Raw genomic sequence first — 10773 nt, 5'->3', positions numbered from 1 at the left:
GCTCTCTTCTCCCCCCCCCCCCGCCCCCGCGTTGGGGGTCCGTCCCCCCCCGCCCCCCCCCCCTCACCCGTGCTCCCTAGAGGTACTTCTTCAGCTCCCGTCGCGCCAGCGACCGCTGGTGCACCTCGTCCGGGCCGTCGGCCAGCATCAGGGTGCGGGCACTCGCGTACAGCTCGGCCAGCGGGAAGTCCTGGCTCACTCCGCCGGCGCCGTGCAGCTGGATGGCCCGGTCCAGGATGCCGACCACCGCGCGCGGGGTGGCGATCTTGATGGCCTGGATCTCCGCGTGGGCGCCCTTGTTGCCGACGGTGTCCATCAGCCAGGCCGTCTTCAGCACCAGCAGCCGCAGCTGTTCGACGGTGACCCGGGCGTCGGCGATCCAGTTCTGGACGACACCCTGCTGGGCCAGCGCCTTGCCGAAGGCGGTGCGCGAGACGGCCCGCCTGCACATCAGCTCGATCGCGCGCTCGGCCATGCCGATCAGCCGCATGCAGTGGTGGATCCGGCCCGGGCCGAGCCGGGCCTGGGCGATGGCGAAGCCGCCGCCCTCCTCGCCGATGAGGTTCGACACCGGCACGCGCGCCCGGTCGAAGACCACCTCGGCGTGGCCGCCGTGGGAGTGGTCCTCGTAACCGAAGACCTGCATCGCGCGCCTGACGGTCACGCCGGGGGTGTCGCGCGGGACCAGGACCATCGACTGCTGGCGCCGGATGTCCGCCCCGTCCGGGTCCGTCTTGCCCATGACGATGAAGATCTTGCAGTCCGGGTTCATCGCCCCGGAGATGTACCACTTGCGGCCGGTGATGACGTACTCGTCGCCGTCCCGCTCGATGTGCGTGGTGATGTTGGTGGCGTCGGAGGAGGCCACGTCCGGCTCGGTCATCGCGAACGCCGAGCGGATCTCACCGGCGAGCAGCGGCTCCAGCCACTGCTTCTTCTGCTGCTCGTTGCCGAACTGCGCCAGCACCTCCATGTTCCCGGTGTCGGGCGCGGCGCAGTTCGTCGCCGTGGGCGCGAGGTGCGGGGAGCGGCCGGTGATCTCGGCGAGCGGCGCGTACTGGAGGTTCGTCAGTCCGGCGCCGTACTCGGTGTCCGGCAGGAAGAGGTTCCACAGACCCTGCCTGCGCGCCTCGGCCTTCAGCTCGCCGACCACGGCCGGGGTGTCCCAGGGCGAGGCCAGCGCGGCCCGCTGCTCCTCGGCCACCGCCTCCGCCGGATGGACGTACTCGTCCATGAAGGCGAGCAGCTTGCCGCGCAGCTCCTCCGTACGCGCGTCGAACGCGAAGTCCATGTCCGGTCAGCCTTCCTGAAGAGTGGTCAGTCCGTGGTCGATGAAGACGGGCACGAGCTCGCCGATGCGGTCGAAGCCGCGCCCGACCGTCTGGCCGAGCGTGTACCGGTAGTGGATGCCCTCCAGGATCACGGCGAGCTTGAACCAGGCGAACGCCGTGTACCAGGAGACGGCGGAGACGTCGCGCCCCGAGCGCGCCGCGTACCGCTCGATCAGCTCCTGCGGGGAGGGGTGCCCCGCGGCCTGCGCGGTCGTGGACACCGGCGAGTGCGGCAGCGCGAGCGGCTGGCTGTACATCACCAGCAGGCCCAGGTCGGTCAGCGGGTCGCCGATGGTCGACATCTCCCAGTCGAGGATCGCCTTGATCTTGTCGTCGGCGCCGATCAGGACGTTGTCCAGCCGGTAGTCGCCGTGCACGACGGCGGGCGCGGGGGAGGTGGGCAGGGCGCGTCCGAGGGCCGCGTGCAGCTCGTCGATGCCGGCCAGTTCCCGGTTGCGGGAGGCGTCCAGCTGCTTGCCCCAGCGGCGCAGCTGCCGGTCCAGGAAGCCCTCGGGCCGGCCGAAGTCGTCCAGGCCCACCTCGGCGGGGTCCACCGCGTGCAGTTCGACCAGTGTGTCCACCAGGGACAGCACCGCGTTCCGGGTGCGCTCCTCGCCCAGCGGGGCGAGCTGGTCCGCGGTGCGGTACGGGGTGCCCTCGACGAACTCCATGACGTAGAACGGCGCCCCGAGCACCTCCTCGTCCTCGCACAGCAGGACCGGGCGGGGGACCGGCACGTCCGTCGGGTGCAGCGCGCTGATCACCCGGTGCTCGCGCTTCATGTCGTGCGCGGTGGCCAGCACATGGCCGAGCGGCGGGCGCCGGACGACCCACTTCGAGATGCCGTCGGAGAGCGCGTAGGTGAGGTTCGACCGTCCGCCCTCGATCAGCCGGCCGCTCAGCGGGCCGTTCACCAGACCGGGCCGCTCACGTTCGAGCAGGCCGCGCAGCCGGTCGAGATCGAGTCCGGGCGGGTGGTCGGCGCTCATACATCACTCCTACGAACGGGTGAACTGGACCCGACTTATGATGCCGACCGGTCGGTATGCCGTCCAGTGCATGGGCCGAACGTGGCGAGAAACGTGACCGGAGCCACGATAGGCCGACGGCTCCCCGTGCGCTGCCCGGGGAGCCGTCGGCCCTTCTGCCGTGCGGGTCAGTGGTCGTCCCAGTGGTCCCCGTGCTCGGCGTGGCGGTGTCCGTCGTGCAGATAGTCGACGTGGTCGCCGTGCCGGACCTGGGCGTGCCCGCACTCCTCGTGGTGCACGTGCTCGTGGCCCGCGTGTGCGGTGTGGCCGGCCGGTTCGCACTCGTCCCAGTGGCCGCCGTGCTCGCGGTGCAGATGGCCGTCGTGCGCGTAGTCGAGGTGGTCGAGGTGCTGGACGGCGGTGTGCCCGCAGCCGGGACCGTGGCTGTGGGTGCCGTGCTCGGTGTGTTCCTGATGGAGCGTGGTCATGTGTTCACCTTCGAGGGGTACGGAACGGTGACGAGCGAACAGGCTACGCGCGCGAATGGTGCATATCAGGGCATACAGGTTGCGTGGCGTACGAGTACCCCGGAGGGTCGAGGGCATGAAGGGCATCAGTTACAGCCGCTACGGCGGACCCGAGGTGCTGGAGTACGGGGAGGTCGGCGACCCGAAGGTCGGCCCCGACCAGGTGCTGGTCAAGGTGCGCGCGGCGGCGGTCAACCCGGTCGACTGGAAGTGCCGCGAGGGCTACCTCGACCCCGTCCTTGACGCCGTCTTCCCGGTCGTCCCGGGCTGGGACGTGAGCGGCGTGGTGGTGCAGCCCGGAGTCGCCGTCACGGAGTTCTCCGTGGGCGACGAGGTGATCGGCTACGTCCGCGAGGACTTCCTGTCCCGGGGCACCTTCGCCGAGTACGTCGCCGCGCCCGTGCGCACCCTGGCCCGAAAGCCGCGCAACCTGTCCTACGAGGAGGCCGCGGGGCTGCCGCTGGCCGGGCTCACCGCCTACCAGGTCCTGGTGAAGGCGCTGGAGATCAAGCGCGGTGAGACCGTGCTGGTGCACGCGGCGGCCGGCGGGGTCGGCTCGCTGGCCGTCCAGATCGGCGCCCACCTCGGCGCCCGGATGATCGGCACGGCGAGCGAGCGCAACCACGACTTCGTACGGAGCCTCGGCGGCGAGCCGGTCGCCCACGGCGAGGGCCTGGCCGAACGGGTGCGAGGACTGGCCCCCGAGGGCGTGGACGCGGTCTTCGACACCATCGGCGGCGACACGCTGAAGATCTCCGCCAATCTGCTCGCCCCCGAGGGCCGGCTCGCGTCCATCGCTGACGCCGAGGTGCTGAGCTACGGCGGCCGTTACTGCTTCGTCCGCCCCGACACCGCGGACCTGGCCCGCCTGGCCGAGCTGGCGGAGCAGGGAGTGGTGTCCGTGCACGTCCAGGAGGTCCTGCCGCTGGAGCGGACGGCGGACGCGCACCGGCTGAGCCAGGAGGGCCGCACCCGGGGCAAGATCGTGGTCACGGTGGACTGGGACACCGAGGAGGACACCGCGTAGCCGCGCAGAGCCGGGAGGGGAAGGCGCCGGACCCGGCGGGGAAGGCGCCGTCTAGAACACGAGAACGGCCGCGCACGCGGCCATCGCCACCGTGCACAGCACCGCCGCCGCCGCGTGCCGGGGTGCCAGCGCGGACGGGCGCGGGCCGGCCGCGAGCGCGCCGATCCGGTGGTGTGCCACCCACAGGAAGCCCAGCCAGAGCGCGCAGCACAGGGCGCACAGGACGATGCCGACGGCCGTGGCCCCGCCGTGCAGCGCGGTCTTCACCGCGAGTACGGCGGCCACGGTGCTCGACAGCGTCGTGCGCCGCCAGGCCAGCCGGGTGCGCTCCGGCTGCAGCCCGGGATCCCGGGCCTCGGTGCTCACCCCGCCCATCCGACCAGCACCACCACGACCATCGCGACCGCCACCACCGCGACCACCAGGCTCAGCACCGCCGGGAAGCGGGACGCCGGCAGATCCTCGCCCCGCCGCATCGCCCGCTCGCAGCGCACCCAGTGGTTCACCGCACGCAGCGAGCACAGCACACCGGCGCCGAGCAGCGCGAGCGCCAGGCCGACCCGCCACGCCCAGCGCAGGTCCGGCAGGAACTGGTCCACCGCGAAACCGCCGCCGATCAGCGCGAGCGCGGTGCGCAGCCAGGCCAGGAACGTGCGCTCGTTGGCCAGCGAGAACCGGTAGTCGGGGGTGTCGCCCTCCTCGCGTACCTGTTCCGGGGCGAACCAGAGCCGGACGTTCCGCACGAATTCGATCACGCGCAGGACCCTACCGGGGCCTCAACGGGCGGCCCGGAACGCCCTCAGGCGCTCGTACGCCGCCAGCCCGTCCGGCACCCACTCCCACTCGCCGAGCCGCCGCTCCACCTCGTCCCCGGGCAGGAAGTCGTGCCACTGGACCTCCTCGGCCTGGGGCTGTACCGCAAGGTCGCACCGCACCTCGTACACCGCCGACCACCAGCTGTGCCCGGCCCCGTCGTCGTACAGGAACTTGAAGAGGAAGTCCGGCCGGGGCAGGCCGGTCACGCCCAGCTCCTCCTCCGCCTCCCGCAGCGCCGCCTCGTCGTAGGACTCGCCGGCTCCCACGACCCCGCCGACGAACATGTCGTAGAGGGCGGGGAACACCAGCTTGGTCGCGGTGCGGCGGTGGACGAAGAGCCGCCCGGCCGCGTCCCGGGCCTGGATGAAGACGCACCGGTGGCGCAGGCCCCGGGCGTACGCCTCGCCGCGCGCGACCTGGGCGACGACCCGGTCGTGCTCGTCGACGATGTCGAGGATCTCGTCAGCAGGGTTCATGCCCGTATCCAAGCAGGGCCCCGCGCGGCCGGCTCAGCGTGCCTGGAGGTCCCGCGTGTGCTCCGGCTCCGTGCCGCACGGCATCGCCGGGTGCAGCCCGAGCAGCACGATGCCCGCGACGATCGCCGCGAGCCCCGCGGCCTCCCAGGCCAGCGCCCCGGTGTCGGTGTGCAGCCGGTCGCCGAGGAAGCCCACCCCGCACAGGATGCCGGCGAGCGGCTGGGCCGCGGTGAGAGCGGGCAGCGACATGCGCAGCGGAGCCGTCTCGAAGGCGCTCTGCACCAGGACGAGACCGGTGACGCCCAGCGCGAGCACACCGTACGGCTGCCAGCTGCTGAACAGCTCCGCGAGGCCGCCCTCGGAGAAGCGGGTGCCGCTGACCCGGGTCAGCGCGTCCTGTACGCCGTACAGCAGCCCGGCGGCGGTGGCCAGCAGCACCGGGCCCCAGCTCAGCCGGGACCGCTTGGCGTACGTCGTGAGCACCATGGCCGCGCCGAGCATCGCGCCGATGATCAGCCAGTGCCGCACCGGGTCGGCGATCGCGCTGCCGCCGCGCGGCTCGCCCGCCAGGATGAACGCGGTCACGCCGCCCGCGAGCAGTGCGAGGCCGGTCCAGCCCTGGCGGCCCAGGGACTGTCTGGTCTGGTGGCGGGAGAGGGCGAGCGCGAACAGCAGGTTCGTGGCGAGCAGCGGTTCGACCAGGGAGATCTCCCCCTTGCCGAGCGCGACGGCACCCAGCACCATGCCGGCCACCATCAGGGCGATTCCGCCGAGCCAGCGCGGTACCCGCATCAGGTCGAGCAGCAGCCGGAACGACAGGAAGTCGCCGAGCGGTGCCTTCTGGGCGGCGTTCTGCTGGAGCACGAATCCGAAGCCGACACAGCCGGCCGCGCTCACGGCGAGGAGGAGAACCAGAACGGACACGCTGCGTACCTCGATCATCCGGCCGGACCACGGACGCGTAGTGGCCGACTGTAGCGCTCCCGGGGCCGTATCGCCCCGGAGAGTGCCCGGAACCGGGCGGTTGACTCGGTCACCGTGCCCCGCCGGCGGCGGGTTCGCCCGTGGAGGGCGGGACCGTCCGGCCATGCTCCGCCGAGCGGACCGCCGACGCCATGGCGTACGCCACAGCGATCCGCGCGCACTCCGCACGTCCGCCACCGCAAACAGGGCGGGCTTGTCCCAAGTGCCCCTGCTGTCAGGCTGGTTGAAGGAAGCAACACCCGGGTTCCGCTTGACGCAAACCTTGGCTGGGGGTTTGCTGTGCGTGATCGGTCGATGGCAGCCCGAGAATCAGGAAGTTCCGCGGTGCCCCCACTCCCGCCTCTGCTCGGCGCTCGCCGGGCCCCCACGGACCAGTCCGGCGGCACCGCCCCGGACGACTCCGGCGCGTTAGCAGGCGCCCTCGCCTCGGAGGACGCCGCGGCAGGCGCCCTCGCCTCGGAGGACGCCGCGGCAGGTGCCCTCGCCTCGGAGGACGCCGCGGCAGGTGCCCTCGCCTCGGAGGACGCCGCGGCAGGTGCCTTCGACGACGCGCTCGGCGACGCCGAACTCCTGGCCGCCCGCGCCGCGTTGGCCCAGGGCCGCTGGCAGGTCGCCCGGTCGTTGCTGCTGCACACCGGCGACGACTGGGACCGCCGGGGGCACCGGGCCACCGTGCTCGCCGCGGAGCCGTACGCCGCCGCCTGGTCCCACGAGTGGCTGCTCGCCGAGCCCGGCTCCGCCGACGCCGCCACCCTGCACGCCCTCGCCCTGGTTCAGCGCACCCTGCGCGGCAAGGACGACGCCGACCGGGCCCGCGAGGCCTGCCGCACCGCCGCCGCGCTCGCCCCCGCCGACCCCACCCCCTGGCTCGGCCTGCTCCTGCTGGCCCGCACCCGGGGCCCGGAGAGCGAGGTGCTGCGCACGTTCGCGGAACTGCGCGAGCGGTATCCCGAGCACCACCACGGACACCACCTGCTCATCGCCCGGCTCGCCGAGCGGCCCCAGGGCGGCCGGGCCGATTCCCACGAGGTGTACGACCTCGCCGAGCTGGCCGCCGCCGAGGCCCCCGCCGACTCCCCGCTGGCCGTCCTGCCGGTGGTCGCCCACGCCGAGCGCTACCGGGTCCTGGCCGCCACCGGGCCGGCGCACGGCGACCCGGCAGGCTCCGGGCACTGGTCGGGCTCCCGGGCCCGCCGGATCCTGCGCGCGGCCTTCGACTGGTGGCTGGAGTGGGAGCACGACGACCACCCCCGTCGCCACACCGACCTCAACCACCTGGCGTTCGCCATGTCCTGCGCCGGCCGCCCGGCCGAGGCGGCGGCCCTCTTCCAGCGCATCGGCCGGCACGCCACCAGAGCCCCCTGGTCCTATCCGCACCGGGACGCCTGGCAGGCCTTCAGCACCGCCCGTGCCCGCGCTCTCGGCAGGCCGTCGCCCGCGGTGTCGTGGCCCGAACCGTAGGTGAGAAGTGATTACGGAAGTCTGACCCGTGGCCCGACTCCCTGGCCCCGGCGGGTCCGGAAGTGCTCGAATGATGAGGTGAACACTGAACCGGCCGAGGAACCGGAAGGCAGGCCGCTCGGCCGCCGCGTCTTCCTCGGCACCCTCGGCCTGGGCGCCCTCGGCGTCGCCACCGCGCCGGTGCTGCAACGCGGCCTGGAGGGCTTCCTCGGTGCCATTTCCGGCAAGGACCCCACGGGTCTGACCGGCCTGCTGCCCAACGGCGGCGGCTTCCGCTACTACTCGGTCGCCGCGTCCGTCCCGCACAAGGGCCCCGCCGACTACCGGCTGACCGTCGACGGCCTGGTCGACCACCCGCACACCTACACCCTCGCCGAGCTGCGGGCCCTGCCGCAGACCCGGCTGGTCAAGGACGTCCAGTGCGTCACCGGCTGGCGGGTCCCGGGCACCCCCTTCGAGGGCGTACGCCTCTCCCACCTGCTGGACGCCGCGGGCGTCCGGGCCTCCGGCAGGGCCATCCGCTTCACCTGCTTCGACGGCACCTACTCCGAGAGCCTCACCCTCGACCAGGCCCGCCGCCCGGACGTCCTGGCCGCCCTGCGCATGCAGGACAAGGACATCGGCCACGACCACGGCGGCCCGGTCCGGCTCTACGTGGCCCCCATGTACTTCTACAAGTCGGCCAAGTGGCTCTCCGGCATCACCGTGACCGACGAGGTCCGGCCCGGCTACTGGGAGAACCTCGGCTACGACGTCGACGCCTGGGTCGGCCGCTCGAACGGACGGACCGATGAGCCTACGAGCTGAGACCCCGGCCCCGACGAGCGCCCGCGTCCACCGCTTCAGCCGGGCCGAACGGTGGGTGCACCGCACCACGGCCGCCCTGATGGGCGTGTGCGTGGCGACCGCCGCCTGCCTCTACATCCCCCAGCTGGCCGTGCTCGTCGGGCGCCGCGAACTGGTCGTACGCATCCACGAGTGCGCCGGGCTCGCCCTGCCCGTCCCGGTCCTCCTCGGCCTGGCCTCCCGGGCCTTCCGCACGGACCTGCGCTTCCTCAACCGCTTCGGCCCCCACGACCGCGTGTGGCTGCGCGCCGCGCTCGTGCGCGACAAGCGCCACTCCTCGCGCCCGGCGGGCAAGTTCAACGCGGGCCAGAAGGTGTACGCCGCCTGGATCGCCGGGGCCACCCTGGTCATGCTCGGCACCGGCCTGATGATGTGGTTCACCCACCTCACCCCGCTGATGTGGCGCACCTCGGCGACCTTCGTCCACGACTGGCTGGCGCTGACCATCGGTGTGGTCCTGGCCGGCCACATCGGCATGGCACTGGCGGACCCGGAGGCGCGCCGGGGACTGCGGACCGGGTCGGTGAGCCGGGAGTGGGCGAAGCGGGAGCACCCCCTGTGGCGTCCGTGACGACGGCCCGGACCGCACCTTCCTAGACTTGAGGGGTGGCCCGGCCCAATGAAGAGGTCGAGGCGCTCCTGCAGGAGTACGCGGACCTCGTCGCGATCACGGGAGGCGACGCCTTCAAGGCGCGCGCCTACGAGAAGGCGGCGCGGGCCATCGGCGGCCATCCCGCCGACATCTCCCGGCTGGACGCGAACGGCCTGAAGGAGATCCCGAACGTGGGCCGGTCGATCGCCGAGAAGGTGATCGAGTACCTGCGCACCGGCACCATGGCCGTGGTCGAGGAGCGCCGGGCGAAGATCCCGGCCGGGGTGCGGGAGCTGATCACGATCCCCACGCTCGGACCGAAGAAGGCGCTGCGGCTCTACGAGGACCTGCACATCTCCTCGGTGGACGAACTGGCCGCGGCCATCGAGGCGGACGCGCTGGCCGACCTGAAGGGGTTCGGCGAGAAGACGCAGGAGAACCTCCTGCACGGGATCGGGCTGCTGCGGCAGGCGGGCGACCGCATCCCCGTCCACCTGGCCCTCGACACCGCCGAGGACATCGTCGCCGAGCTGTCCGCGGTGAGGGGCTGCAAGCGCTGCACCTACGCCGGCTCCCTGCGGCGCATGCGGGAGACCATCGGCGACATCGACATCCTCGTCGCCGCGAACCGGTCGGGGCCCTTCATGGACGCCCTCGTCTCGCTGCCGTCGACCGCGGAGGTGATCGCCCACGGCGAGAAGAAGACGTCCGTCCGCACCCACAAGGGCGTCCAGGTGGACCTGCGGGTGCTGCCGCCCGCCTCGTGGGGCGCCGGGCTGCAGTACTTCACCGGCTCCAAGGGGCACAACATCCGTACCCGCACCATCGCCGTCCGCCAGGGACTCAAGCTCTCCGAGTACGGCCTGTTCGACGCCGAGACCGGGGAATCGCTCGCCTCCCGCACGGAGGAGGAGGTGTACGACCGGCTCGGCCTGCCCTGGATCCCGCCGACGCTGCGGGAGGACCGCGGGGAGATCGAGGCCGCGCTGCACGGCGAGCTGCCCGAGGTGCTGACCGAGCGGGACATCCGCGGCGACCTGCACACCCACACGGACCTCACCGACGGCCTCGCACCGCTGGAGACGATGCTGGAGGCCGCCGCCGCACGCGGCTACGCCTATTACGCGGTCACCGACCACGCGCCCCGCCTGTACATGCAGCGCATGACCGACGAGAAGGTCCTCGCCCAGCGGGAGCAACTGCGGCGACTGGACGGCACGCTGGGCAGGATGCGACTCCTGCACGGCACGGAGCTGAACATCGGCCCGGAGGGCGACGTGGACTGGCCGGACGACTTCCTGGCCGGCTTCGACCTGTGCGTGGCCTCCCTGCACTCCCACTTCGACCTGGACCGCCAGGCGATGACCCGACGGCTCCTGCGGGCCTGCGAGAACCCGTACGTGAACGTCATCGGCCACCCGACCACCCGGCTCATCGGCAGGCGCACGGGCGTCGACGCAGACTGGGACGAGGTGTTCGCCGCCTGTGCCCGAGGCGGCACCGCGCTGGAGGTCAACGCCCAGCCCGACCGGCTGGACCTGCGCGACGAGGACATCCTGCGGGCCCGGCAGCACGGGGTGAAGTTTGCGGTGAACACCGACGCGCACTCCGTCCCCCACCTCGGCCTACTGCGCTACGGCGTCGGCACCGCACAGCGCGGCTGGCTCACCGAGGAGGACGTCATCAACACCTGGCCCCTGACCCGCCTGCGCCGGTTCCTGCGCAAGGGCAGGCGGACCTGAACC

Annotated in this window: 12 protein-coding genes; 5 read left to right on the top strand and 7 right to left on the bottom strand. The window is 72.6% G+C overall.

Annotation, left to right across the window (positions count from 1 at the left end):
* Positions 1 to 76: 76 nt before the first annotated feature.
* From AC07DS_RS10895 to AC07DS_RS10885, 3 genes are all read right to left on the bottom strand, one after another.
* Positions 77 to 1291 (bottom strand): acyl-CoA dehydrogenase family protein, encoded by a 1215-nt coding sequence (locus AC07DS_RS10895; RefSeq protein WP_479144123.1) that lies wholly within the window; start codon positions 1289 to 1291, stop codon positions 77 to 79.
* A 6-nt stretch (positions 1292 to 1297) separates the two neighbouring features.
* Positions 1298 to 2320, bottom strand: coding sequence for a phosphotransferase family protein (locus AC07DS_RS10890; protein ID WP_479144122.1), 1023 nt, complete (start codon positions 2318 to 2320; stop codon positions 1298 to 1300).
* A 167-nt stretch (positions 2321 to 2487) separates the two neighbouring features.
* Positions 2488 to 2787 carry a hypothetical protein gene (locus tag AC07DS_RS10885; RefSeq protein WP_479144121.1) on the bottom strand — a complete coding sequence of 100 codons (300 nt, stop codon included), beginning with the start codon at positions 2785 to 2787 and terminating at the stop codon, positions 2488 to 2490.
* Positions 2788 to 2902: 115 nt separating this feature from the next.
* Here AC07DS_RS10885 and AC07DS_RS10880 point away from each other — a divergent pair, with 115 nt between their 5' ends.
* Positions 2903 to 3853 (top strand): NADP-dependent oxidoreductase, encoded by a 951-nt coding sequence (locus AC07DS_RS10880; RefSeq protein WP_479144120.1) that lies wholly within the window; start codon positions 2903 to 2905, stop codon positions 3851 to 3853.
* Between the two features lie 51 nt (positions 3854 to 3904).
* On the opposite strand, the gene AC07DS_RS10875 is transcribed toward AC07DS_RS10880, so the two are convergent.
* The 4 genes from AC07DS_RS10875 to AC07DS_RS10860 are packed head-to-tail and all read right to left on the bottom strand — an operon-like array spanning position 3905 to position 6069.
* Positions 3905 to 4228, bottom strand: coding sequence for a DUF202 domain-containing protein (locus AC07DS_RS10875; RefSeq protein ID WP_479144119.1), 324 nt, complete (start codon positions 4226 to 4228; stop codon positions 3905 to 3907).
* A complete protein-coding gene (locus AC07DS_RS10870) occupies positions 4216 to 4608 on the bottom strand; it encodes a YidH family protein (protein WP_479144118.1) in 393 nt (130 codons plus the stop codon). Before AC07DS_RS10870 ends, AC07DS_RS10875 begins: the two co-directional genes overlap by 13 nt.
* Before the next feature lie 21 nt (positions 4609 to 4629).
* Positions 4630 to 5145 (bottom strand): NUDIX domain-containing protein, encoded by a 516-nt coding sequence (locus tag AC07DS_RS10865; RefSeq protein WP_479144117.1) that lies wholly within the window; start codon positions 5143 to 5145, stop codon positions 4630 to 4632.
* Positions 5146 to 5178: 33 nt separating this feature from the next.
* Complete coding sequence (locus AC07DS_RS10860) at positions 5179 to 6069, bottom strand: DMT family transporter (RefSeq protein WP_479144116.1); 891 nt, start codon at positions 6067 to 6069, stop codon at positions 5179 to 5181.
* Positions 6070 to 6453: 384 nt separating this feature from the next.
* Between AC07DS_RS10860 and AC07DS_RS10855 the strand changes: the two genes are divergently transcribed.
* The 4 genes from AC07DS_RS10855 (at position 6454) to polX (ending at position 10770) form a co-directional block, all read left to right on the top strand.
* On the top strand, positions 6454 to 7590 hold the full coding sequence (locus AC07DS_RS10855; protein ID WP_479144115.1) for a hypothetical protein: 1137 nt from the start codon (positions 6454 to 6456) through the stop codon (positions 7588 to 7590).
* Positions 7591 to 7668: 78 nt separating this feature from the next.
* Positions 7669 to 8397 carry a molybdopterin-dependent oxidoreductase gene (locus tag AC07DS_RS10850; RefSeq protein ID WP_479144114.1) on the top strand — a complete coding sequence of 243 codons (729 nt, stop codon included), beginning with the start codon at positions 7669 to 7671 and terminating at the stop codon, positions 8395 to 8397.
* Complete coding sequence (locus AC07DS_RS10845; protein WP_479144113.1) at positions 8381 to 9007, top strand: cytochrome b/b6 domain-containing protein; 627 nt, start codon at positions 8381 to 8383, stop codon at positions 9005 to 9007. The genes AC07DS_RS10850 and AC07DS_RS10845 overlap by 17 nt, the downstream gene beginning before the upstream one ends.
* Before the next feature lie 35 nt (positions 9008 to 9042).
* Positions 9043 to 10770 (top strand): DNA polymerase/3'-5' exonuclease PolX, encoded by a 1728-nt coding sequence (polX, locus tag AC07DS_RS10840; protein WP_479144112.1) that lies wholly within the window; start codon positions 9043 to 9045, stop codon positions 10768 to 10770.
* The last annotated feature ends 3 nt before the right edge of the window (positions 10771 to 10773 follow it).

The sequence above is a fragment of the Streptomyces sp. NPDC044064 genome (genome assembly GCF_056434245.1).
Note: the sequence above shows the minus strand (reverse complement) of the source record. Positions and strands in the feature narration are given on the sequence as shown.

Excerpts from the sequence above, each read along its gene's own strand:
- AC07DS_RS10895 (WP_479144123.1), bottom strand. The coding sequence starts at position 1,291 with ATGGACTTCGCGTTCGACGCGCGTACGGAGGAGCTGCGCGGCAAGCTG.
- AC07DS_RS10890 (WP_479144122.1), bottom strand. The coding sequence starts at position 2,320 with ATGAGCGCCGACCACCCGCCCGGACTCGATCTCGACCGGCTGCGCGGC.
- AC07DS_RS10885 (WP_479144121.1), bottom strand. The coding sequence starts at position 2,787 with ATGACCACGCTCCATCAGGAACACACCGAGCACGGCACCCACAGCCAC.
- AC07DS_RS10880 (WP_479144120.1), top strand. The coding sequence starts at position 2,903 with ATGAAGGGCATCAGTTACAGCCGCTACGGCGGACCCGAGGTGCTGGAG.
- AC07DS_RS10875 (WP_479144119.1), bottom strand. The coding sequence starts at position 4,228 with ATGGGCGGGGTGAGCACCGAGGCCCGGGATCCCGGGCTGCAGCCGGAG.
- AC07DS_RS10865 (WP_479144117.1), bottom strand. The coding sequence starts at position 5,145 with ATGAACCCTGCTGACGAGATCCTCGACATCGTCGACGAGCACGACCGG.
- AC07DS_RS10845 (WP_479144113.1), top strand. The coding sequence starts at position 8,381 with ATGAGCCTACGAGCTGAGACCCCGGCCCCGACGAGCGCCCGCGTCCAC.